This is a genomic window from Alphaproteobacteria bacterium (assembly GCA_019635875.1).
Classification (GTDB): domain Bacteria; phylum Pseudomonadota; class Alphaproteobacteria; order Reyranellales; family Reyranellaceae; genus JAFAZJ01.
Window position 1 is genome coordinate 1056140 of record JAHBYP010000001.1, and the last position, 23492, is coordinate 1079631.

Annotated in this window: 21 protein-coding genes and 1 other RNA gene; 19 read left to right on the plus strand and 3 right to left on the minus strand. The window is 68.9% G+C overall.

What is annotated here, in order from left to right; all coding sequences use genetic code 11:
* Window positions 1-744 carry an N-acetylmuramoyl-L-alanine amidase gene (locus KF889_05325; GenBank protein MBX3498846.1) on the plus strand — a complete coding sequence of 248 codons (744 nt, stop codon included), beginning with the start codon at window positions 1-3 and terminating at the stop codon, window positions 742-744.
* A 10-nt stretch (window positions 745-754) separates the two neighbouring features.
* Window positions 755-1165, plus strand: an RNA gene (rnpB, locus tag KF889_05330) — RNase P RNA component class A.
* Window positions 1166-1175: 10 nt separating this feature from the next.
* Here the strand turns inward: rnpB and KF889_05335 are convergent.
* Genes KF889_05335 through KF889_05345 form a run of 3 tightly spaced genes read right to left on the minus strand, consistent with a single transcriptional unit; the run spans window position 1176 to window position 3594 of the window.
* A complete protein-coding gene (locus KF889_05335) occupies window positions 1176-2378 on the minus strand; it encodes a hypothetical protein (protein ID MBX3498847.1) in 1203 nt (400 codons plus the stop codon).
* Between the two features lie 25 nt (window positions 2379-2403).
* Window positions 2404-3357 carry a VOC family protein gene (locus KF889_05340; GenBank protein ID MBX3498848.1) on the minus strand — a complete coding sequence of 318 codons (954 nt, stop codon included), beginning with the start codon at window positions 3355-3357 and terminating at the stop codon, window positions 2404-2406.
* A 15-nt stretch (window positions 3358-3372) separates the two neighbouring features.
* A complete protein-coding gene (locus KF889_05345) occupies window positions 3373-3594 on the minus strand; it encodes a hypothetical protein (GenBank protein ID MBX3498849.1) in 222 nt (73 codons plus the stop codon).
* Here KF889_05345 and KF889_05350 point away from each other — a divergent pair.
* The 17 genes from KF889_05350 to ftsZ all read left to right on the plus strand — a co-directional run bounded on the left by KF889_05350 (window position 3587) and on the right by ftsZ (window position 23325).
* Window positions 3587-3817, plus strand: a complete 231-nt coding sequence (locus tag KF889_05350) for a hypothetical protein (GenBank protein MBX3498850.1) — start codon at window positions 3587-3589, stop codon at window positions 3815-3817. The two genes, KF889_05345 and KF889_05350, sit on opposite strands and share 8 nt — an antisense overlap.
* 573 nt (window positions 3818-4390) lie before the next feature.
* Window positions 4391-4894: a hypothetical protein gene (locus KF889_05355; protein MBX3498851.1), complete on the plus strand. Its 504-nt coding sequence runs from the start codon at window positions 4391-4393 to the stop codon at window positions 4892-4894.
* A complete protein-coding gene (rsmH, locus tag KF889_05360; protein ID MBX3498852.1) occupies window positions 4894-5847 on the plus strand; it encodes a 16S rRNA (cytosine(1402)-N(4))-methyltransferase RsmH in 954 nt (317 codons plus the stop codon). Before KF889_05355 ends, rsmH begins: the two co-directional genes overlap by 1 nt.
* Complete coding sequence (locus tag KF889_05365) at window positions 5844-6368, plus strand: hypothetical protein (GenBank protein ID MBX3498853.1); 525 nt, start codon at window positions 5844-5846, stop codon at window positions 6366-6368. Before rsmH ends, KF889_05365 begins: the two co-directional genes overlap by 4 nt.
* Window positions 6365-8212 (plus strand): penicillin-binding protein 2, encoded by a 1848-nt coding sequence (locus tag KF889_05370; protein MBX3498854.1) that lies wholly within the window; start codon window positions 6365-6367, stop codon window positions 8210-8212. Before KF889_05365 ends, KF889_05370 begins: the two co-directional genes overlap by 4 nt.
* Window positions 8213-8237: 25 nt before the next feature.
* Window positions 8238-9695: a UDP-N-acetylmuramoyl-L-alanyl-D-glutamate--2,6-diaminopimelate ligase gene (locus tag KF889_05375; protein ID MBX3498855.1), complete on the plus strand. Its 1458-nt coding sequence runs from the start codon at window positions 8238-8240 to the stop codon at window positions 9693-9695.
* Window positions 9692-11128 carry a UDP-N-acetylmuramoyl-tripeptide--D-alanyl-D-alanine ligase gene (murF, locus tag KF889_05380; protein MBX3498856.1) on the plus strand — a complete coding sequence of 479 codons (1437 nt, stop codon included), beginning with the start codon at window positions 9692-9694 and terminating at the stop codon, window positions 11126-11128. The genes KF889_05375 and murF overlap by 4 nt, the downstream gene beginning before the upstream one ends.
* Window positions 11129-11134: 6 nt before the next feature.
* Window positions 11135-12226 (plus strand): phospho-N-acetylmuramoyl-pentapeptide-transferase, encoded by a 1092-nt coding sequence (mraY, locus tag KF889_05385; protein ID MBX3498857.1) that lies wholly within the window; start codon window positions 11135-11137, stop codon window positions 12224-12226.
* 7 nt (window positions 12227-12233) lie between these two features.
* Complete coding sequence (locus KF889_05390; GenBank protein MBX3498858.1) at window positions 12234-13622, plus strand: UDP-N-acetylmuramoyl-L-alanine--D-glutamate ligase; 1389 nt, start codon at window positions 12234-12236, stop codon at window positions 13620-13622.
* Window positions 13619-14746 (plus strand): cell division protein FtsW, encoded by a 1128-nt coding sequence (locus tag KF889_05395; GenBank protein ID MBX3498859.1) that lies wholly within the window; start codon window positions 13619-13621, stop codon window positions 14744-14746. The genes KF889_05390 and KF889_05395 overlap by 4 nt, the downstream gene beginning before the upstream one ends.
* Window positions 14743-15849: an undecaprenyldiphospho-muramoylpentapeptide beta-N-acetylglucosaminyltransferase gene (gene murG / locus KF889_05400; GenBank protein ID MBX3498860.1), complete on the plus strand. Its 1107-nt coding sequence runs from the start codon at window positions 14743-14745 to the stop codon at window positions 15847-15849. The genes KF889_05395 and murG overlap by 4 nt, the downstream gene beginning before the upstream one ends.
* The gene (locus KF889_05405; protein ID MBX3498861.1) at window positions 15846-17306 is read left to right on the plus strand and encodes a UDP-N-acetylmuramate--L-alanine ligase; all 1461 of its coding nucleotides are present in this window, start codon (window positions 15846-15848) and stop codon (window positions 17304-17306) included. The genes murG and KF889_05405 overlap by 4 nt, the downstream gene beginning before the upstream one ends.
* Window positions 17303-18250, plus strand: a complete 948-nt coding sequence (murB, locus tag KF889_05410) for a UDP-N-acetylmuramate dehydrogenase (GenBank protein MBX3498862.1) — start codon at window positions 17303-17305, stop codon at window positions 18248-18250. The genes KF889_05405 and murB overlap by 4 nt, the downstream gene beginning before the upstream one ends.
* On the plus strand, window positions 18247-19179 hold the full coding sequence (locus tag KF889_05415; protein MBX3498863.1) for a D-alanine--D-alanine ligase: 933 nt from the start codon (window positions 18247-18249) through the stop codon (window positions 19177-19179). The genes murB and KF889_05415 overlap by 4 nt, the downstream gene beginning before the upstream one ends.
* Window positions 19167-20252, plus strand: coding sequence for an FtsQ-type POTRA domain-containing protein (locus KF889_05420; protein ID MBX3498864.1), 1086 nt, complete (start codon window positions 19167-19169; stop codon window positions 20250-20252). The genes KF889_05415 and KF889_05420 overlap by 13 nt, the downstream gene beginning before the upstream one ends.
* A gap of 12 nt (window positions 20253-20264) precedes the next feature.
* Window positions 20265-21503 carry a cell division protein FtsA gene (ftsA, locus tag KF889_05425; GenBank protein MBX3498865.1) on the plus strand — a complete coding sequence of 413 codons (1239 nt, stop codon included), beginning with the start codon at window positions 20265-20267 and terminating at the stop codon, window positions 21501-21503.
* A gap of 136 nt (window positions 21504-21639) precedes the next feature.
* Entirely contained in the window at window positions 21640-23325 is a 1686-nt protein-coding gene (ftsZ, locus tag KF889_05430) for a cell division protein FtsZ (GenBank protein MBX3498866.1), read from the plus strand.
* The last annotated feature ends 167 nt before the right edge of the window (window positions 23326-23492 follow it).

The following is a 23492-nucleotide window of genomic DNA, read 5'->3' on the forward strand; positions in this document are numbered from 1 at the left end:
ATGATCGAAGCACCCTCGAACAACCATGGACCGCGTGAGGCGCCGGTCGCGCATCTCGTGCTGCATCACACCGCGCAGCCGCTCGACGTGTCGCTGGACCTGCTGCGCTTCGGCCGTGTCAGCGCCCACTACGTCGTCGACGTCAACGGCGACATCTATCGGCTCGTCGCCGAGGAGCGCGTCGCCTGGCACGCCGGCCTTTCTTGGTGGGGTGATGCGCGGGCACTGAACGAGACCTCGATCGGCATCGAGATCGTCAACATGGACGGCAACGTCCACGACTATCCCGCGGGGCAACGCGACGCGGTGATCGGCCTCTGTCGCGGCATCCTCGAGCGCCATCCCGGCATCGCCGCGCGCAACGTGGTCGGCCATTCCGACATCGCGCCCGGGCGCAAGGACGACCCGGGCGGCCGGTTCTTCTGGCGCGCGCTGTCGGAGGCGGGCATTGGCCTCTGGCCAACGCCGTCGCCGGCCGCGGGCATGGTTGACGAGGCTGGCCTGCTCGCCGTCCTGCGGCGCATCGGCTATCCGCCACCGCATCGCTATGGCACGCGCGACGGTCGCTTCGCCTATGTCGACGGCGACGACGACGCTGGCTTCAGTGAAATTGTCGATGTCAGCCCCGCCGACATCCTCGTCGCCTTCCAGCGGCGCTTCAGGCCGGCGCGGATCGATGGCCGCGCCGACGCCGAGTGCCTGGCGCTGGCGCGCGCGCTTGACGCGGCGCAGGCGCGGGCCTAGCTGGAGGCTGTCAGACGGCTGGACGGCCGCGGCGCGGCCCCGCGAGGGATACCGCGTCGAGGAAAGTCCGGGCTCCACGGAAACACGGTGCCGGCTAACGGCCGGCGGGGGCGACCCCAGGGAAAGTGCCACAGAGAGCAGACCGCCGAACGGGCCTCGGCCCGTGGCAAGGGTGAAAGGGTGCGGTAAGGGCGCACCGCGCGACCGGCAACGGAAGCGGCACGGCAAACCCCACCGGGAGCAAGACCAAATAGGGATGGCACAGGCCGGGCAACCGGCCGCAACGCGTTTCCGCGTCGCCGTCCGGGTCGGTCGCGCGAGGCGTCCGGTGACGGGCGCCCCAGAGGAATGGTCGTCGAACGCCCCAAGGCTTTGGCCGGCGGGGCGGGAACAGAACCCGGCTTACAGGCCGTCTGACGCCTTGCCCGAGCCTATTTGCTGACGCGCACCTTGGGGTGGCTCGTCTTCGCCGCCGCCACGGCGCCGTCGCTGACTTGCGATTTCGAAGCCGTGATCGAGGTCACGGTCTTGATCTCCAGCAGGGCCTTGAAGCCGGCATCGCCGACGCTTGTCGAGGCGACGCCCACCGAGCGCAGCGCGCCGAATTTCGACAGGGTGGTCATGCCGGCATCGGTGACCTTGGTGCCGTCGAGCTTGATCCACGACAGCTTGGGCAGGGCGGCGAGCGGCGGCAGTCCGGCGTCGGTGATCGCCGTGTTGTCGAGCCACAGGGTCTGCAGCTCCCTGTTGGCGGCCAGTGCCTTGAGCCCGGCGTCGGTGATCGGCGTGTCGTTGAGGTAGATCGTCTCAAGCTTCGCCAAGCTGCCGATCGCCGGCATCGACTTGTCGCTGATCTTGGTCTTCCACACGAACAGGCGGCGCAGGTTCTTCATCTTGCCGAGATGCTGGCCGCCGGCGTCGTCGAGCTTGCTGGCCATGAAGGTGACGTCCTCGAGCACCGGCGCCTTGGCCAGTTCCTCGATCTCCTCGTTGATCTCGGCGAACTGGATCACCAGGTGGCGCAGCGCCGGCATGGCGGCGATCGCCGCCATGCCTTTGCGCGTCACGCCCTTCATCGAGTTGAACCACAGGCTGCGCAGCGCCGGCAGGCCCCTGATCGCCTCGAGCCCGGCGTCGCCGATCTCGGTGCTGCTGACGTCGAGGTTCTGCAGCTTCTTGAGCTTGGCGACATGCGCCATGCCCGCCGCCGTGACCTTGGTGTTGAACATCTTGAGGTCGGTAAGCTCGTCCAGAGTGCCGATCTGGGCGAGTGCCGTGTCGGTTATCGCCGAGAAGTGCACGCTCAGGCGCCGCAGCTTCGGTACCGTCTTGACCAGAACGGCGACCGCCGCATCCGTACCCGCCCTGTTGCCGAGGCCCACGTCGGCGAGCTTTGGAAATGCCTTGAGCTTGGCGAGGTCGGCGGGAACCAGAGTCTTGTCGCGTGCCAATCCGTTGAAGTCGACCGATGTCGCGATCTGCACCAGTTCCGGCGTTGCGTCCTTGGAGTTCAGCTTGATGCCTAGCCCCCTGAGCCAGTCGGCCGCTTCCTGCGGGCTCTGCGCGGTGGCGGGCCCGCAAAGGGCCGCTACCGCGATCACGGCCAGCGCAATCAGGCGCATCGTACGGGTCATCGCTATTCTCCCCCTCGCGCAGCCGCTACGGCTGGATGTTCGTCAGGAACCTCTCCGGCGGATTCTCGCCCCACTGCGAAACAAAGCCTTGCTCAACGCTTAGTAGATTACCGCCATTGGCGACATTGAGCCGATCGGTGTCGGCCCAGCGCTCATGCATTCGGCCCCAGGGATCGCTCCAGTAGTCGTAGACCTGGCTGCCCAGCGTGTGGCGGCCGATGCCCCACATGTGCTCGTACTTGCCCAGGCCCTTGAGATACGCGTGGTCCTGCATCACCGCGTCGATGTCAGGCACCTCGAAGGAGAGGTGGTTCAGCCCCGTCTTCTCGTGGCGGATGCAGAAGAAGACGTGGTGGTCGACATGCTCCGCGCCACGGTCGAGACGGTTGAACGAGCCGATGACGTTGTCGGGCGCGCCGGCATAGACGTCGTCGGAGCGGACGAAACCCAGCGTGTCACGGAACCACTTCACGGTCTCCTCGACCCTGGGTGTGCCCATCACGCCATGGCCGATGCGCTTGATCATGGTGGGCGATTTCGACAGCCTCATCAGCCGACCTTTGCGGCGCAGCGGCTCGTCGCCGCTGTTGGACGGATCGCGCGGCACGGCGATCGGCGGGAGCTCGGCGACGCCGTGCACGACCTCGATCTGGTAGCCGTTGGGCTCGCGCAGCCGCACACGCCTGCCACCGCCAGGCTCGTCGATGGTCTCGACGCCGGAGGCGCCGGGCAGGGCGGCGAGCCTGGCGAGATCGTCCTCGCTGCGCGCGTGATAGGCGAAGCCGACGAATCTCGGGTCACCCTTCTCGGTGACGTGTATGTGGTGCGGCGCGTCGGAGCCGCGCATGTACAGCGCGGTATCGGTCCGTGCCGACCGTACCATGCCAAAATGCGTGAGGAACTCCTCCATCGCATCGAGGTCGGGCGCGCGCAGGCGGCCCCAGGCGAGGTCGATCACCTTTACGATCGGTGCGGTCATGGCGCTCTCCCGCGCTCATTCGCCATTATGCGGCGACGCTGCGGATTTTCGTTCAATGATTATGTCGGCGGCAAGCGTGATATCATGCGCCGGTGCTTCAAGAACGTAGCGGATAACCGCCGTCGGGCGGTTGGCGGCGGCCATATTGTCGCCACGCACGCGTTCCAGCGTGCTGAAGTTCGGGTGGTCGGCGCGCGGCCATCCCAAAGGCAAAGGTGGAGATGAGACGATGACCAAATTTCCTGTCGGCCTCAGGGTCGTGCCGGCTGTCGTCGCGGTGTCGCTGCTGCTCTCGGCGTGCGGCAACACTTGGGGACAGCGCGCCGTGACGGGCGGCGGCATCGGCGCCGCCGCCGGCGCGGTGGTGGGCGCCGCGACCGGCGGACTCTCTGTCGTCGGCGGTGCACTCATCGGCGGCGCCGTCGGCGCCGGCATCGGCGCAGCGACCACGCCCCGCTGATTCGACGCGGGGCAGCGCGCCGCCTTGAGTACCACGCGCGCCTCCGCTCGCATCGAATGACGAGGGATGCCCCGGTGGCGTTGCCTGGGAAGAAAACGACGAACTCGCCAGTCCTGAGGGTCGACGGGGCGCTCGGCATTCTCGCCACCAATAGTACCGGCCTGAGTGCGCAGGATGACACTTCGGCAACGCGGCTTGCGGCCGAAGGTCATCCTCGTCTCGCCACCCACTGACATCCTCGGTCGTGGCATAGCCACTCGACGCATCGAACGAACCGTGATTCAATTCAGGGGGCGCATTGCGTCCATGCTCAATGTGTATTTCAGTTGGCGCCATCTGCAGCAGATAGAGGGCCATAGCATGCCAGCGCGCTATTAGCGGGAGGGCCATTCACTCCAGGGTTGAGGCTAACCCATTCTCCAGACGGCCATTTTTGCCTGTCCTAAGGTTTGACGTCCGTAGCTTCCCGTGATATCCCATGATATCCCGTAAGCCGCTGAAGTCGGCAGGGGATGCCACCGGTTCCGCGTGGGGCGGAGGGGGCTCAAAGACCGGGCGCATGGGGGATGGGACATGTTCCTATCCACATACCTGATGAAGGTGGACGGCAAGGGGCGCGTATCCGTCCCGGCCGCTTGGCGCGCCCACCTCAGCAACGATGGGCTCGACGGTTTCATCGCCTTCCCGTCCCTGACCCACCCGGCGGTCGACGCGCGCGGCAAGGGCGGCTTCGGCCAGCTGATGGCCAAACTGCGTAGCGACAGCGAGGCGCGGGCCGGCACGCTGGAGACAGAGCTGTTCGTCGAGGGCGACAACGACGCAGCCTATCTCTCGAGCGTGGCGATCGATGTGACGTTCGATAGCGAAGGCCGCCTGTCGCTGCCGGCGACGCTGTGGTCGGCGCTGGGAGTCAACGGCGGCGGCGAGAAGCCCGGCCAGCTCGCCTTTGTCGGCCGCAACTCGTATTTCCAGGTATGGGCCGCCGCAGCCTGGGCCGCACAGTCCGAGCACGAGCGCGAGCGCTTCATGGCCCGCATCGCCGGCCGCCGCGTCGTGCCGCTTCCCGGGGGTGGGTGATGAGCGCGACCCATGTCCCCGTCCTGGTCGAGGAGGTCGTCGCGGCCTTGCTGCCGCGCGATGACGCGCTCTTCGTCGACGGCACCTTCGGCGCAGGTGGGTATACCCGCGCATTGCTGGGCGCCGCCGCCTGCCGCGTGTACGGCATCGATCGCGACCCCACCGCGATCGATGCCGGCCGGGTTCTCGTCGCGGAGTACCCCGGCCGCCTGCGGCTGATCGAGGGCCGCTTCGGCGATCTCGACACCCTGCTTGCAGCCAACGACGTCGCGCCCGGGACAATCGATGGCGTGGCGCTCGATCTCGGCGTGTCGTCGATGCAGATCGACAGTGCCGAGCGCGGCTTCTCGTTCCGCTTCGACGGACCGCTCGACATGCGCATGTCGGCCAGCGGCGCGTCGGCCGCCGACGTGGTCAACAACGCCGACGAACGCGAGCTCGCCGACCTCATCTACCGCTACGGCGAGGAGCGCCAGTCACGCCGCGTCGCGCGCGCCATCGTCAGCGCGCGCAAGGCCGACCGCATCGAGCGCACCGGCCAGCTCGCCGACATCGTGCGTCGCGCGCTGGGTCCGGCGGCATCGCGCGCGGCCATCGATCCGGCAACGCGCACCTTCCAGGCGCTGCGCATCCACGTGAACGACGAGTTGGGCGAGCTCGAGCGCGGTCTGGCCGCCGCCGAGCGCGTGCTGGCGCCGGGCGGCCGTCTCGCGGTCGTCTCGTTCCATTCGCTGGAGGACCGCATGGTGAAGGGCTTCCTGCGCGGTCGTGCCGAGGAAGGGCCGCGTCCGTCGCGCCATCTGCCTGATCCGCGCCGTGCCGATCCGCGGCGACCCGGCTGGCGGCTCGTCACCCGCCGGCCGATCGAGCCCGGCGACGCGGAGGTCGCACGCAATCCACGCGCCCGCTCGGCCAAGTTGCGCGTCGGCGAGAGAGTTGGAGCGGCGGCATGATCAACCGCGGCATCCTCTTCTGGATTGTGGCAGCGATCCTCACCGGTATCGGCCTGTTCGTCGTGAAGTATCACGAGCGGCGGCTGGAGGAGCGCCTCGAGGCGCTCAACCGGGAGATCGTCGAGAACCAGCGCGTGACCAATATCCTGCGCGTGGAGTGGGCGCATCTCGGCGCGGTCAATCGCATCGAGGCGCTCAACGCCAGGTACATTCGTCTGCAACCCATCACGATGCGCCAGATCGGCAGCATCGGCCAGATTCCGCCGCGGCGCGCGGGCGGGGCGATCGCCACAGACACCGGAAAATCCGGGTCGGACGCCCCCTCAAAGGCCGACGCCCCCTCAGCGTCGGCGATCCCTCGCCCCGCCGCGGCGCGAAAGGAGGCTGGCGTGAAAACGCCAGCCTCCGCTCCTTTGCCGGCCAAGCCATTGGTCGACGAGCCGGTGACATCGGGCATCGACGACGATGACGCGCCCCCCCCACCACCTGCGGCGCGGCCGGCCGCCGGAGGACGTCAGTGATTGCGCGGCTCTGGCGCCGCCGTCCGGCCGACGACGTCGAGACGCCCCCGGCCGAAGACCAGCTGTCCGTCCCCCGCCGCCCGGCCGCCGCGCCGCGCGATGCGCTTGAGGTCGCCCGCTCGCGCCTGTCGGTCGCTGGTGCGCTGTTCGCCGTGCTGTTCGCCGCCATCGCGCTGCGGATGGCGCATGTCTCGTTGCTCCGCGAGGCCGGCGAGGGCGGTGGCCCGGGCACGGCGGTCGCCGGTAACACGGTGCGGGCCGAGCGCGCCGAGATTGTCGATCGCAACGGCGTGGTGCTGGCGACCTCGTTGCCGGTCGCCTCGCTGTTCGTCAACCCGCGCCAGGTGATCGACGTCGAGGAAGCCTCACGCAAGATCGCCGGCGTGCTGCCGGAGTTCAAGCCGGACGACATCCGCGAGAAGCTCGAATCCGGCAAGAGCTGGGTCTGGGTCAAGCGCGCGCTCAGCCCGCGCGAGCAGGACGCGGTCAACCGGCTGGGCCTGCCCGGATTCGAGTTCCAGAACCAGGAGCGGCGAATCTTCCCGCAGGGCGCGGTGGCGCCGCATATCCTGGGATACACCGACATCGACAACACCGGCGTCGCCGGCATCGAGAAGACCTTCGACCAGCGCCTGCGCCTGGGCGAGAAACTGACCCTGTCGATCGACATGCGCCTGCAGCGCTTCGTCGAGCAGGAGCTGGCGCGGGCGATGCAGAGGTTCTCGGCGATCGGTGCCACCGCGGCCGTCATGGACGTCAATACCGGCGAGATCCTGGCGCTGGCCTCGTTGCCGGCCTACGACCCCAACCACCACCGTACGATCTCGTCCGAGGCGCTGTTCAACCGCTCGACCCTGGGCGTCTACGAGCAAGGCTCGACATTCAAGATCTTCAACACCGCAATGGTGCTCGACAGCGGCCGCTTCACGCCGGCCTCGGCCTTCGACGCGCGCGAGCCGATCAAGATCGACCGCTTCACCATCAACGACTATCATGGCCAGCGCCGCGTGATGAGCGTGTCGGACGTCTTCAAGTATTCGTCCAACATCGGCTCGGCGAAGATGGCGCTGGAGGTTGGCGTCGAGGGCCAGCGCGCCTTCTTCGACAAGATCGGCTTCCTCAAGGCGGTGCCAATCGAGTTGCCCGAGATCGGCCGGCCGCTCTATCCAAGGAACTGGCGCAAGATCAACCTGCTGACCATCGCCTTCGGGCACGGCATGTCGGTGACGCCCTTGCACGTCGTGTCGGGAACGGCTGCAATGATCAATGGCGGCATCTACTACCCGCCGACCCTGCTGAAGCGCGACGAGCCGCGCGCGGCGGAGGCCGGCGTCCGGGTCATCAAGCCAGGGACCTCGCAGCACATGCGGGACCTGCTGCGGCTGGTGGTGTCTGATGGCACCGGCAAGTCGGCCGACGTGCCCGGCTACGAGGTCGGCGGCAAGACCGGCACGGCCGAAAAGCCCGGCAAGTCCGGCTATCGCGAGAAGGCACTGATCAGCTCCTTCGTCGGCGCATTTCCGATGCGCTCGCCACGATACGTCGTGATGGTGTCGATCGACGAACCCAAGGGCACCAAGGAGACTGGTGGTTACGCCACGGGAGGTTGGGTGGCTGCGCCGTCGGTAAAGGCCATTATCGAGCGCATCACCGTACTGTATGGCATCCCGCCGGTCGATCCGGCCGCGGCCGCCAGGGCCATGGCCGCAGCCGACGCCGTAGCGGCGCGCGAGGCCGCGACGACGACTTTGCCGCCGGCGACGGGCAAGCCCGTTGCGGCGAGGACCGCCGGCACGACCATCGACCAGATTCTCGGCGCCGCGCCGAAGCCGGGAGGCCGCTGACGTGCGATTGAGCGCGCTCCTGCCGATCGGCCTCGACCGCGACTCGGATCGCGAGATCGCCGGCGTCACGGCGGACTCGCGCGCGGTCAAGCCGGGCTATCTCTTCGCCGCGCTACCAGGTAGCAAGGTCGACGGCGCGCGCTTTGCCGCGCAGGCCGTGCGCTCGGGTGCAGTCGCCATCCTCGCCGCCCGCGACGCTATGCTCGAAGGCGTGCCCGACGGCATCGTCGTGCTGCGTCAAGATGAGCCGCGCCGCACCCTGGCGCGAATCGCCGTCGTATTCGCTGGACCGCAGCCCTCGACGGTCGTCGCCGTCACCGGCACCAACGGCAAGACTTCCACCGCCGATTTCGCGCGCCAGATCTGGACGTCGCTGGGTCAACCGGCCGCCAGCGTCGGCACGCTGGGCATCGTTTCGCCGGCGCTCAACCGGCCGCCGGGCCTGACCACACCCGATCCGGTGGCGCTGCACGCCGATCTCGCGCGCCTCAAGCGCGCCGGCGTCGAACGTGTCGCGATGGAGGCGTCGAGCCACGGCCTCGACCAGTTTCGTCTCGACGGCGTAAGCCTGCGCGCGGCGGCGTTCACCAACCTCACGCACGAGCATCTCGACTACCATGCGACGATGGACGCGTACTTCGCCGCCAAGACGCGCCTGTTCACCGACCTGCTGGCGCGCGACGGCACCGCGGTGATCAACGCCGACTCCGATCGCGCCGCTGCGTTGTCCGGGATCTGCGGGCGGCGCGGCGTGCGGGTCTGGACCTATGGCCTGCAGGGCCGCGAGCTGAAGCTCGAGCAGGCGCGGCCGTCGGCACGGGGTCAATCGCTGACGCTCTCGCTCTTCGGCCGGTCTCACACGATCGAGCTGCCGCTGATCGGTGATTTCATGGCGGCCAATGCGCTTGCCGCGTTGGGGCTGGTGGTTGCCGCGGGCGAAGATGCCGATCGAGCCGTGGCGACGTTGACCGGCCTGCGTGGTGCGCCGGGACGGCTGGAGCTGGTCGGCCGCGCGCGCTCGGGCGCAGCGGTCTATGTCGATTACGCGCACAAGCCCGACGCTCTGGAGATCGTGCTGCGCACCATGCGGCCGTTCACGCGCGGCCGGCTGATCGTGGTGTTCGGCTGCGGCGGCGATCGCGATCGCGCCAAACGGCCGATCATGGGCGGCATCGCTGCGCGGCTCGCCGACGACGTCTTCGTCACTGACGACAATCCGCGTGGCGAGGTGCCGGCCGACATTCGCCGCGAGATCATGCGAGGCGTGCCGGCGGGCGCAGGTCACGTGCGTGAGGTGTCGGACGGCCGTCGGGCGGCGATCACCGCCGCGCTCGACGCTGCGCGCAGTGCCGACGACCTCGTCGTCGTCGCCGGCAAGGGTCACGAGCGCGGCCAGACCATCGGCGACGTCACGCATCCCTTCGACGACGCCGAGGTGGTGCGCGAGCTCTTGGGCGGGCGCGCCGAAGGAGCCGCGGCATGAGCGTCGGTTTCGTCAAGCTGCCGCTTTGGTCCGTCGCCGACGCGCAATCGGCCACCGGCGGTGTCGCGCTGGGGCCGGCGTGGCTCGCCAGCGGCATCGCCATCGATACACGCATGCTGGAGCGCGGCGATCTTTTTGTCGCCCTGCGCGGCGAGCGTGACGGGCACGCCTTCGTCCCGGCTGCGTTCGAGCGCGGCGCCGCCGCGGCGCTGGTCGACGACCCGAGGATGACTGTCGAAGGCGCCGGCGGGCCGCTGCTGCGCGTCGCGGACTCGCTGAAGGGCCTGGCGGCGATGGGATTCGCGGCGCGCGCACGCTCGTCGGCCAGGGCGATTGCGATCACCGGCAGCGTCGGCAAGACCAGCACCAAGGATGCGCTGCGCCATGTTCTGTCGCGTCAAGGCGCGACGCACGCGGCGGCGGCGAGCTTCAACAACCACATCGGCGTGCCGCTGACGCTGGCCCGCCTGCCGGTCGACGCGCGCTTCGGCATCTTCGAGGTCGGCACCAACCATCCCGGTGAGATCGAGCCGCTGGCGCGCCTGGTGCACGCCGATGTCGCCGTCATCACCACGGTCCAGCCAGTACATATCGAGCATTTCGGCACGATCGACGCCATTGTGCGCGAGAAGGGTCAGATTTTCGCCGGCGCGAATGGTGGCACGGCCATCCTGGAGCGGGACTCCCCGCATTTTGACGCACTGGCGACCATCGCGCGCGGCCATGGCATCAGGCGGATCATCAGCTTCGGCGAGGATGCCGCAGCCGATGTGCGCCTGACCGCCTGTGGAACAGATGCGAACGGCAGCGACGTTGCGGCGCTGGTACTGGGCGGCGAACTTCGCTATCGCGTCGGCGCGCCGGGCCTGCACTGGGCGCGCAACAGCCTCGCCGTGCTGGCCGCGGTCGAGGCGCTGGGCGCCGACGTGCCGGCCGCGGCGGCGGCGCTCTCCGGCGTCTCGCCGCCGGCCGGGCGCGGCGCGCGCCGGCGGGTTGCGCTGGGCGGCGGCGATATCGAGCTGATCGACGAGAGCTACAACGCCAGCCCGATCGCGGTGCGCGCCATGCTGACGAACCTCGCGATGGCGACGCCCGGCCCCGGTGGCCGCCGCGTTCTGGTGCTGGGCGACATGCTGGAACTCGGCGCCGCTGCCGAGGCAGCGCATGTCGGGCTGGCGCCCGACATCGGGGCGGCCGGCGTGTCGCAGGTGTACACCTGCGGGCCGAACATGGAGAAGCTGCGGGCGGCACTGCCGGCTCCGCTGCGCGCGGTCCATGCGGCCGATTCGGCGCGGTTGGCGCAGCGCGTGGTCGAAGGGCTGCGCGCCGGCGACGTTGTGGCGGTCAAGGGCTCGCTGGGCTCGAAGATGAAGGTGGTCGTCGACGCCATCCTGGCGATGGGCGCGGTGACGGGCGGATCGGGAAAGGGCTGAACGGACGTGCTGTTTCATCTCCTGGCGCCGCTGGCGGACCAGTTCACGCCGATGAATCTCTTCCGGTACATCACGTTCCGTACCGGTGGCGCCTTCATGACCGCGCTGTTGCTGTCTTTCCTGATCGGCGGCCGGCTGATCGCCTGGCTGCGCAGCCGCCAGGGCAAGGGCCAGCCGATCCGCGAGGACGGGCCGGAAGGCCATCTGCTGACCAAGAAGGGCACGCCCACCATGGGCGGCTTCCTCATCCTGATCTCGCTCACCATCGCCACCCTGCTGTGGGCCGACCTGCGCAACCGCTATGTCTGGATCGTGCTGCTGATCACGCTGGGCTTCGGCGCGATCGGCTTCCTCGACGATTTTCTCAAGGTCACCAAGCGCAACACGACGGGCCTGCCCGGCTGGTTGAAGCTGGCGGTTTCGGTCCTCTTCGCCGTGCTGGCGGTGGCCTTCATCGCCCAGGTGTCGCCGCAGCCGCTGCGCTATCAGCTGGCGCTGCCGTTCCTCAAGAACGTGCTGGTGCCGCTGGGCATCGTCGGCTTCTTCGTCTTCGCCGTGCTGGTGATCGTCGGTGCCTCCAACGCGGTGAACCTCACCGACGGCCTCGACGGCCTGGCGATCGTGCCTGTCATCATTGCCACCGGCGTATTCGGCATCATCAGCTACTTCGTCGGCCATTCGGTCTACACCAATTACCTGCAACTGCATGGCATCCCCGGCTCCGGCGAGCTGGCGGTGATCTGCGCCGCGCTGATCGGCGGCGGGCTGGGCTTCCTGTGGTTCAACGCGCCGCCGGCCATGGTCTTCATGGGTGACACCGGCTCGCTTGCCATGGGCGGGGCGTTGGGCGCCATCGCCGTGATCATCAAGCACGAGATCGTGCTGGGAATCGTCGGCGGCCTGTTCGTGCTCGAGACCGTGTCGGTGATCGTCCAGGTGCTGTCGTTCAAGCTCACCGGCAAGCGCGTCTTCCGCATGGCGCCGTTGCACCATCACTTCGAGAAGAAAGGCTGGGCCGAGCCGACCATCGTCATCCGCTTCTGGATCATCGCGACCATCCTGGCGATGGCCGGGCTGGCCACGCTGAAGCTGAGGTGATCCGCCGATGATCGACCTCTCCGCCCTTCGCGGATCGCGCTTCGTGGTGCTCGGGCTCGCCCGCAGCGGCCTTGCGGCATCACGCGCGTTGAAGGCGGCGGGGATCGAGTTCACGGCGTGGGACGACAACCCGGCCAGGCGCGAGGCGCTGGCGGCGCAGGGCGTGCGCGTCGCCGACCCCGTCGGCATGGACTGGTCCGGCATCACCGGCCTAGTGCTGAGCCCGGGCATCCCGCATTCCTACCCGGCGCCGCATCCGGCGGCCGCCGCGGCCAGGGCCGCGGGCGTGCCGTTGATCGGCGACATCGAGCTGCTGGCGTTGAGCGGCTCGAAGGCGCGCTTCGTCGGCATCACCGGCACCAACGGCAAGTCGACGACGACGGCCCTGGTTGGCCACATCCTGCGCATGGCGGGCATCGACTGCGAGATCGGTGGCAATCTCGGCCCGGCAGCGCTTGATTTCCGGCCGTTGGGCGCCGGCGGCGTCTACGTGCTGGAAATGTCCTCTTTTCAGCTTGAGCTGGTGCCCAGCCTGCGCTTCGACGTTGCCATCTGGCTGAACATCACGCCCGACCACATCGATCGCCATGGCGACCTTCAGGGCTACATTGCCGCCAAGCGCCACATATTCGACAATCAGCGGCCGACCGATGTGGCGGTGGTCGGCGTCGACGACGATGCGTCGAGGTTCGAGGCTATCCGGCTCGCTGGCCTGCGCCGGACCATCGGCATCGCGGTGAAGGGCGATGCGCCAGCGGGTGTGACGGTCGTCGACGGCATTCTGCGCGATGCCGGTGACGGCGCCTCGACCGACCTGCGGGGCATCAGGACCCTGCCCGGCGCGCATAATTGGCAGAACGCCGCCGCCGCCTGGGCGGCCTGCCGGGCGCTGGGCCTGTCGGCGCCGGTGGTGGAGCGGGGACTGCGCACCTACCCTGGCCTCGCGCATCGCCAGGAGCGTGTCGCCGTCGTGGGCGATGTTGTCTACATCAACGACAGCAAAGCGACCAACGCCGATGCAACCGAGAAGGCGCTCGCCGCCTACGAAACGATCTACTGGATCGTCGGCGGCACGGCCAAGGCCGAGGGAATCGCGCCGCTGGCGCCGTGGTTCTCGCGCGTGGTGCACGCCTTCCTTGTCGGCGCCTCGAGCGGGCCGTTCGCCGCCACGCTCGAGGGCCGCGTTCCCTTTACCTGCTCGGGCGACCTGCGCACCGCCCTCGACCAGGCGCACGCCATGGCGCAGCGCGAGCATCGCCCCGGCGCCGTGGTGCTGCTGTCGCCGGCCTGCGCGTCCTACGACCAGTGGCCGAATTTCGAGGCACGCGGCGATGCCTTCCGAACCATGGCGCGCGCTCTGCCGGGCGCCGTTGTCGAGACGGGGGCGGCCGCATGATCACGGTCTCGCGCAACGATACCTCCGTCGTCGGCCGCTGGTGGTGGACGGTCGATCGCTGGACCCTGGGCGCGATCCTGGTGATCATGGCGCTGGGCATCATGATGACCATGGCGGCGTCGCCGCCAGCCGCCGAGCGCATTCCGGTCGAGTCGTTCCATTTCGTGCGCCGCCAGCTGATGTTCCTGCCGCTGGCGCTGGGCGTGCTGCTGGTCGCCTCGATGGCCTCGCCGCGCATGGTCAGGCGCCTGGCGCTGCTGGTCTTCGTCGCCAGCCTGATCGGGCTGATCGGCACCTTCGCCATCGGCACGGAGATCAAGGGCGCCCGCCGCTGGCTTTCCCTGCCCGGCTTCGGCACCATGCAGCCGTCGGAGTTCGTCAAGCCGAGCCTCGCGGTGATCTCGGCCTGGCTCTTCGCGCAGAAGAAGCTCAACCCGTCCTTTCCCGGCTATCTGCTGTCGACGGTGCTGTTCCTGTTCGTCATCGGTCTGCTGATCGGCCAGCCCGACCTCGGGATGACGATCGTCGTGGCCGCGGTCTGGTCTGCTCAGTTCTTCCTCGCCGGACTGCCGATCTGGGTGGTCGGCTTCGGCGTCATTGGCGCAATGGGCTCGATGATGGCCGCCTATCTGTCCTTCCCGCACGTGCAGAGCCGCATCGATCGGTTCATCTATCCAGACTCCGGCGACAACTACCAGGTCAACATGTCGCTCGAGGCCTTCGGCAGCGGCGGATTGTTCGGCCGAGGGCCGGGCGAGGGCACGGTGAAGGCCCTGCTGCCCGACGCCCATACCGACTTCGTCATGGCCGTGGCGGGCGAGGAGTTCGGCCTGATCACCTGCCTGTTCATCGTAGCCCTGTTCGTCTTCGTGGTGCTGCGTTCGCTGTCGCGCTCGATGCGCGAGACCAGCCTGTTCATCATGCTGGCGGCAAGCGGGCTGGCCATCCAGTTCGGGCTGCAGGCGGCGATCAATTTCGCCTCCACCGTCCAGCTCATGCCGGCCAAGGGCATGACCCTGCCGTTCATCTCCTACGGCGGCTCGTCGGCGATCTCCGTGGCTCTCGCGGTCGGCATGCTGCTGGCGCTCACGCGCGAGCGCGCCGGCCTGGGAGAGGCAGCATGAGCGGCCAACCTGTCATTCTCGCCACCGGCGGCACGGGCGGCCATGTCTTTCCGGCGGAGGCGCTGGCCGGCGAACTCGCCGCGCGCGGCGTCAGCCTGGCGCTGATCACCGACGATCGCGGCAAGCGCTGGCAGGGCGAGCTGGCGCGCCACCCGGTGCATCACGTGCACGGCGGCAGCCCAGCTGCCGGCGGCGTCGCGCGCCGCATCGCCAGTACGCTAGGCTTGGCGATGGGCACGGCCGAGGCCTTCGGCGTGATCGGCCGCGTGAAGCCCGCCGTCGTGGTCGGATTCGGCGGCTACGCCTCGGTGCCGACACTGCTGGCCGCGCGCTTCCGCGGCGTGCCGCGCGTGGTGCACGAGCAGAATGCCGTGCTCGGCCGTGCCAACCGCGTCGTCTCCGCCGGCGCGCGCGCCATCGCTACCTCGTTCCGCAAGGTGCGCCACATCGCCAATGGCGATCCGCGCATCCACCTCGTTGGCAATCCCGTGCGCGATGCGGTGCGGACTCTGCGCGACGTGCCCTACGAGCCGCCCGGCGCCGATGGTCCGATTCGCATGGTGGTGATCGGCGGCAGCCAGGGCGCGGCCTCCTTCAGCACGGTGATCCCCGAGGCGATCGCCTCCTTGCCCGAGGACCTCCGGCAGCGTCTGCGCCTGGCGCAGCAATGCCGACCCGAGGATCTCGAGCGGGTGCAATCCTTCTACGCGGCGCGCGGCATCGATGCCGAATGCGCGCCCTTCTTCCGAGACTTCCCGGCGCGCCTCGCCGGGGCCCACCTCGTTGTCGCGAGGGCGGGGGCGTCGACGGTGGCCGAACTCACGACTTCGGGTCGGCCATCGGTCCTCATCCCCTTCCCCCACGCAACTGAGGACCATCAACGCGCGAACGCCCTGGCGGTCGACGAGGTGGGCGCTTCCATCCTGCTGCCGCACGAGGCCTTCACGGCGGAAGCCCTGCGTCAGCATCTTGTGACATTGTTCACAGATCCGCGGCGCCTCGCGGGAATGGCCTGGGCCGCGCGCGAAGCTGGCCACCCGGACGCGGCGTCGCGCTTGGCCGACATAGTCGTCGGCGTGATGAGCGGGAGTGCGTCCCAGTGAGAGCCTTGCCTCTTAACATCGGCCTCATCCATTTTGTCGGCATCGGCGGAATCGGCATGTCGGGCATCGCCGAGGTGCTGCACAATCTCGGCTACAAGGTCCAGGGCAGCGACCTCGCCGACAACGCCAACTGCAGGCGGCTCGCCTCGCTGGGCATGAAGATCATGATCGGCCACCGCGCCGAGAACGTCGGCGCCGCGCAGGTGGTCGTGGTGTCCTCGGCGGTCAAGCCCGACAATCCCGAGGTGCTGGCCGCCCGCGCGCGTTTCACCCCCGTCGTGCGCCGCGCCGAGATGCTAGGCGAGCTCATGCGCCTGAAATGGTCGGTGGCGGTCGGCGGCACGCACGGCAAGACGACGACGACCTCGATGATCGCCGCCCTGCTCGACGCGGCGCACCTCGATCCGACGGTGATCAACGGCGGCATCATCAACGCATACGGCACCAACGCGCGTCTTGGCCAGGGCGACTGGATGGTCGTGGAATCCGACGAGTCCGACGGCTCGTTCCTGCGCCTGCCCGCGACCATCGCGGTCGTCACCAACATCGACCCGGAGCATCTCGACCACTACGGTGACTTCGACGCCCTGCGCGCCGCCTTCGTGCGCTTCGTCGAGAACATCCCGTTCTACGGCTTCACCGCGCTGTGCAGCGATCATCCCGAGGTGCAGGCGATCATCCCGCGCGTCGCCGACCGCAAGATCGTCACCTACGGCCTGGGCGCCAGCGCCGATGTGCGCGCGCTCAATCTGAGGCTTGACCGCAACGGTGCCGATTTCGACGTGATGATCGAGAATCGTGCGACCAATGAGTCGACGACGATGAGCGGCCTGCGCCTGCCGATGTTCGGCCAGCACAACGTGCAGAACGCGCTTGCCGCCATCGCCGTGGCACACGAGATGGGCATTGACGACGAGACCATCCGGCGTGGGCTCGCCGGCTTCAGCGGCGTGCGCCGCCGCTTCACCCGCACCGGCGAGGCACATGGCATCACGGTGATCGACGACTACGGCCATCACCCGGTCGAGATCGCCGCCGTGCTGCGCGCCGCACGCCAGGCCTATGGCGGCTCGGGCGCGGTGATCGCCGTGGTCCAGCCGCATCGCTACACGCGCCTGCGCGATCTGCGCGACGAGTTCGCGCGCTGCTTCGGCGACGCCGACGCCGTTGTGGTCACCGACGTCTACGCGGCTGGCGAAGCACCGATCGCCGGTGTCGATCGTGACATGTTGGTCGAGCGCATCGGCCGGGCAGGCCACCAACGGGTCTTCGCGCTCGACGGTCCCGGGCAATTGCCCTCGCTGATCTGGAGCATCGCGCGTCCCGGCGACGTGGTGGTCTGCCTCGGCGCCGGCAATATCACCGCCTGGGCGCACGCGCTGCCCGGCCAGTTGCAGCAGATCGCGACGCAGCAGGCGCCGCGTGCGGTCGCCAACGATTCCGGGTCGGTCGCATGATGGCCGGCACGCGTTCCGCTCCACACCTGATCGACCGCCTGCCCAAGGTGCGGGGACGGCTGACGGCTGATGCGCCGCTCGCCGCGGTCACCTGGTTTCGGGTCGGTGGCATGGCCGACGTGCTGTTCCGGCCAGCCGACGTCGAGGATCTTGCGGCCTTCCTCGCCGCCCTGCCGCGCGACATCCCAGTGACCGTGCTCGGGGTCGCCTCCAACCTGCTGGTGCGCGACGGCGGCGTGCGCGGCGTGGTGATCCGGCTGCTGCGCGGCTTCGTCGAGGTGCGGGTCGAGGGCACGGCGCTGATCGCCGGCGCCGGTGCGCTCGATCTCAACGTCGCCCTGACGGCGCGCGATCACGGCATCGCTGGGCTGGAGTTCCTCAGCGGCGTGCCGGGCACCATCGGCGGCGCGCTGCGCATGAATGCCGGCGCCTACGGCGGCGAGATCAAGGACGTCGTAGAGGCGGCCGAGCTGGTCGATCGCGACGGCGCGCGGCGTACGGTCTCGGCTGCCGAGCTCGGTTTCACCTATCGTCACACGATGGCACCCGACGACGCGATCTTTGTCAGTGCGACATTGCGCGGACGCACGGGCGATCAGGGCGCGATTGGCGCGCGTATCGTCGAGATCAACCAGGCGCGAGAGGCAAGCCAGCCGCGCAGCCGCACCGGCGGCTCGACCTTCGTCAACCCGCCTGGCGACAGGGCGTGGGAACTGATTGACCGCGCCGGCTGCCGAGGCCTGAGGATCGGCGGCGCGCAGGTCTCCGAGCAGCACTGCAACTTCCTGATCAACACCGGCGACGCGACCGCGCACGACATCGAAACCCTGGGCGAGGAGGTGCGGCGTCGCGTCTTCGAGCGCTGCGGCGTGGCGCTGCACTGGGAGATCAAGCGCATCGGCGAGTTCGACACGATGCCGGTGGTGCCGGGAGCGCCGGCATGAGTAAGCGCGTCGCGGTCCTCAAGGGCGGCTGGTCGCCCGAGCGCGAGGTCTCGCTGGTCACCGGCCGCGAATGCGCCGCCGGGCTGCGCAGCGCCGGCTACGACGTGACCGAGATCGACGTCACGCGCGACCTGCCGATGCTGATCGAGGCGCTGCGCCCGGCCGAGGGTGGCGGCCCGGAGGTTGTATTCAACGCGCTGCACGGCAAGTGGGGCGAGGATGGATGCATACAGGGCGTGCTCGCCATTCTGGGTGTGCCATACACCCACTCCGCCGTGCTGCCCTCGGCCGTGGCGATGGACAAGCCGCTGTCGCGCCACATCTTCAGGTCGCTCGGCATGCGCTGCGCCGACGGAATGGTGATCGAGCGCCGCGCGCTGCTGACGGGCGATCCGATGGCCAGGCCCTATGTCGTGAAACCGATCGACCAGGGCTCGAGCATCGGGGTGCATATCGTGCGCCACGGCGACAATCTCGCGGTCGTCGAGTCGGCCGAGGCCAGGTTCGGCGAACGCGTGCTGATCGAGCGTTACGTGCCCGGCCGCGAGCTCACGGTGGCGGTGCTGGGTGATCGCGCGCTGGCCGTGACCGAGCTGCGCCCGACCGTGGCGTTCTACGACTACGAGGCAAAGTATACCGACGGCGTCACCCAGCATCTCGTGCCGGCACCGATTCCCGATGCCGTACGCGATCTGGCGATGGACTGGGCGCTGTCGGCACATCGCGCACTGGGTTGCGCGGGCCTGACGCGCTCGGATTTCCGCTGGGACGACAGCCAGCCCGGCACCGACGGGCTGGTGATTCTCGAGCTCAACACCCAGCCCGGCATGACGCCGCTGTCGCTGGCGCCGGAACAGGCGAAGTGGGTCGGCATCGAGTTCCCGCAACTCGTGGCCTGGATGGTGGAGAACGCGCGATGCCCGCCGTAACCACCACGCCCTTCGGCAAGGACATCGATGTCCGCCCGCGTCGCGGCGCCGCGCGGCGACCGGGTGCGCCGCGTCCCGGAACGGCACGTCCTTCGCACGGCCGCAAGAACGCACGCCGGCGTCTTCCCCTGCGGATCTCGTGGCGCAGCGCACTCATCCTCGGCGTCGTCGTCATGACCCTGGGAGGCGGTGCGATCGCCGGCTACGCGCTGTGGAAGAGCGGCGCCGTCGACGACGGCAAGGCGTGGGTCGAGCGGATCGCCAATCGCGTGACCGGCTTCGCCCCGTTTCCTCTCGAGGATGTCACCGTCGAGGGCCGCAAGCACGTCACCAAGGACGCGGTCTTGAAGGCGCTCAACGCCGCCCGCGGCGATTCGCTGCTGACCGTCGACCTGCACGGCGCGCGCGAACGGCTGGAGCGCATCGAGTGGGTCGAGTACGCGGCCGTCGAGCGGCGCTGGCCCGACACCATTCATGTCGCGCTGCGCGAGCGCCAGGCGGTGGCGCTGTGGCAGTCGACAAGCGTCGGCACCGACGGCCGGAGCGTCACCGAGTACATCCTGATCGACCGCTTTGGCCGCAGGGTGCGCACCGTCGATCCGGCGGAAAGCTCGGTGCGGCTGTTGCTTGCGGGCGAGGGTGCGCCCGAGCAGGTGGCCGGGCTGTTCCTGCTGCTGCAGGACGCCAGGCCGATCGCCGACAGGTTGCGCGCCGCGGTCTTCGTCGGCCAGCGCCGCTGGAACCTGATCCTCGACGGCGATCTGCAGATCCGCCTGCCGGAAGAAGGTGCGGGCGAGGCCCTCAAGCGCGTCCTCGAGCTGGACCGCAGCGACCAATTGTTGGCGCGCGACCTCTCGGTGATCGACCTTCGGCTGCCCGATCGCATCACCCTGCGCCGTGCCGGTGCGCCCGATCCCCTGCTGTCGGTCGGACCGCGCCGCGAATCCCCACCGCCATCACCGCCGGCGGCGACCGGCGGTCCGGCGAGATCTCCCGTCGCCAGGCCCCCGGCGACGCCACCCGCCCCCAACGGCAAGCCGCGCGGCGTCAAGCCCGCCGGCCAGAAGACTTGAAGGGTAAGTACAGTGATCAAGGCGAGGAACGGTATCGTCGCGGCGCTCGACATCGGCACCAGCAAGGTCGTCTGCTTCGTGGCGCGGATTGACGGCTCCGGCCTGCGCGTCATCGGTATCGGCCAGCACCACTCGACCGGCCTGCGCTCCGGCAACATCGTCGACATGGAGGCGGCCACGCGGGCGATCTCCTCGGCGGTCAGCGCGGCGGAGGAGATGTGCGGCGAGACCGTGCGCGAGGTGCTGGTGGGCGTCGGCGGCGGCCAGCCGGCCTCGCACAACCAGCAGCTCGACGTGCAGGTCGGCAATCACGAGATCGGCGAGCGCGACGTGCGTCGCCTGCTGTCGCAGGTGCATTTGCCGGCGGAGACCGCCGACCGCGACCTGATCCACACCCTGCCGATCGGCTACACCGTCGACGGCTCGGCGGTGGTCGAGCCGCGCGGCATGTATGGCGAGCGGCTGGGCGGACAGGTCCATCTGGTGACGGCGGCCACCGGCGCGATGCGCAACCTCGCGATATGCATCAAGCGCGCCCATCTCGACATCGCCGACCGGGTCGTCTCGGCCTATGCCTCGGGACTTGCCTCTCTGGTGTCCGACGAACGCAATCTCGGCGCCACGCTGATCGACATGGGCGGCGGCACGACCTCGATCGCCGTTTTCTATGACGGGCACCTGGTGCACGTCGATTCGATCCCGATCGGCGGCATGCACGTGACCAGCGACATCGCCCGCGGCCTGTCGACGCCGATCGCCGATGCCGAGCGCATGAAGACCCTGATCGGCCGCGCCCGCGCCAAGCCCAACGACGAGTACGACATCATCGACGTGCCACTGATCGGCGAGCAGGAGCGCACGACGCCGAACCACGTGCCGCGCAGCATCCTGGTCGGCATCATCCGCCCGCGCATCGAGGAGACCTTCGAGCTGGTGCGCAGCCGGCTGGAGGCCAGCGGCGTCGATCGCCTGGCCGGTGGCCGCGCCGTCCTCGTCGGCGGCGCCAGCCAGCTCGACGGGCTGGCCGACGTCGCCGCCGACATCCTCAAGAAGAAGGTGCGCATCGGCGGTCCGATTCGCGTCGCCGGCTTGGCGGAATCGACCGGCGGCCCGGCCTATGCCGCCTGCGCCGGCCTGCTGGTCCACGCCGCCCAGCAGGCCATCAGCCAGCCGCAGCAGGCGGCCCAGACGACGGAGCCCCCGGTCGGGCGCTTGGGGCGAATTGGCAGTTGGATACGTGAGAACTTTTAGTCTAGAATCTCAGATGGGACTGGCACTCCCCACTTGACCGGCAAAAGAATCGCCGGCGCCGTCGACGGTCACACAAACAAGCACCGCGACGTCATCCAACGAAGATCACCCCTCGTCTACGTGTGGAGACAATGCCATGACGATTAGCTTGTCGCTCCCACAGCAGGAGTCCGACCTTAAGCCGCGTATCACCGTGATCGGTGTGGGCGGCGCCGGCGGCAATGCTGTGAACAACATGATCAGCTCGGCTCTTGAAGGCGTGGAGTTCGTGGTCGCCAACACGGACGCCCAAGCCCTCGGGCAGTCGCTGGCCGATCGCCGAATCCAGCTCGGTATCAGCATCACCCAGGGTCTCGGCGCCGGCGCGCGCCCGGCCGTGGGTAAGCAGGCGGCGGAAGAGGCGCTGCCCGAGATCATGCAGGCCCTCGAAGGGTCCAACATGGTCTTCGTCACCGCCGGCATGGGCGGCGGCACGGGCACCGGCGCCGCACCGGTGATCGCCCAGGCCGCGCGCGACCAGGGCATCCTGACCGTGGGCGTGGTGACCAAGCCCTTCCACTTCGAAGGGCGCCGGCGCATGACGATGGCCGACGACGGCATCTCCGAGCTGGAGAAGTACGTCGACACGCTGATCATCATTCCCAATCAGAACCTGTTCAAGATCGCCAACGAGAAGACGACCTTCGCCGACGCGTTCAAGATGGCGGACGACGTCCTCTACTCGGGCGTGCGCGGCGTCACCGACCTGATGGTGATGCCCGGCCTGATCAACCTCGACTTCGCCGACATCCGCACCGTGATGGGCGAGATGGGCAAGGCGATGATGGGCACGGGCGAGGCCGAGGGCCCGGATCGCGCCAAGGCGGCGGCCGAAGCGGCGATCTCCAACCCATTGCTGGAAGATGCCTCGATGAAGGGCGCCAAGGGCGTCCTGATCAACATCACCGGCGGTCTCGACATGACCCTGCTCGAGGTCGACGAGGCGGCCAACCGCATCCGCGAGGAAGTCGACCCCGACGCCGACATCATCTTCGGCTCGACCTTCGATGCCGCCATGCAGGGCCGTATGCGGGTTTCGGTTGTCGCCACCGGCATTTCCGCGGCGGTCATGACGCAGCCGCAGCCGACCATCATCAGCATGGACAATCGTTCCATGCAGACCGGTCAGCCGCATCTGCAGCGCGTCATCACGCCGCAACGCCCGCCCTCGGCCTATGCGACGATTCCGCAGGCGCCGCCGACCGTGGCGCCCGCTCCCGTGCCGCCGGCACCGCCGGTCATGACACCGCCCTCGCCGCCGGTGGCCGAAGCCGCCGCGCCGGAGATGGTCGAGATGGCGGCCCCGCAGCCGGTCGTGGAACTTGAGCCGGTCACGGAAATGAAGGTGGCCGAGCCGGTTCCGGAAATGGCCGCGCCGACGCCGGCACCCGTGGAGCTGCCCCTGACGGCGCCCGTCGTCGAGCCGACGATCGCCGCTGCGCCTCGCATCGAGCCTGTCGCGCGGCCCGCGCCGGTGGCCAAGCCGATTCCGATGGCGGTCAGGACGCCAGATCCCAATCGCGCGCCCACCGTGGCGACCAAGGGGCCGAGCCTTTTCCAGAAGATGACCGGCCTGATCGGCGGCGGCAGCCGGCCGGCGGTGGGACCGGAGCCGGCCGGGGAACCACAGCGGATCATCGAGCCGGCGCCGCCACAGCGCCCGGCGGCGACGATTACGGCGATTCAGCCGCCCCTCAGCGGGCTGGACGCCAATCGGGCCAAGGCGGCGCGCGACGAAGACGATCTGCAGATTCCCGCGTTCCTGCGCCGCCAGGCGAATTGACGGTGCGACCGGGCGTCCCGCGCCCGGTCGAGATCCGTATCTCCACACGATGACTTCCGGGGGCCCTCGCGCCCCCGTTTTCTTTGCCGTCCTGTGCTATAAGCCGGGCTGCCGGCGGTCCCCCGCGGCGGTGCGACGGAAGATCCATGACAGACAGGACGAGGCTG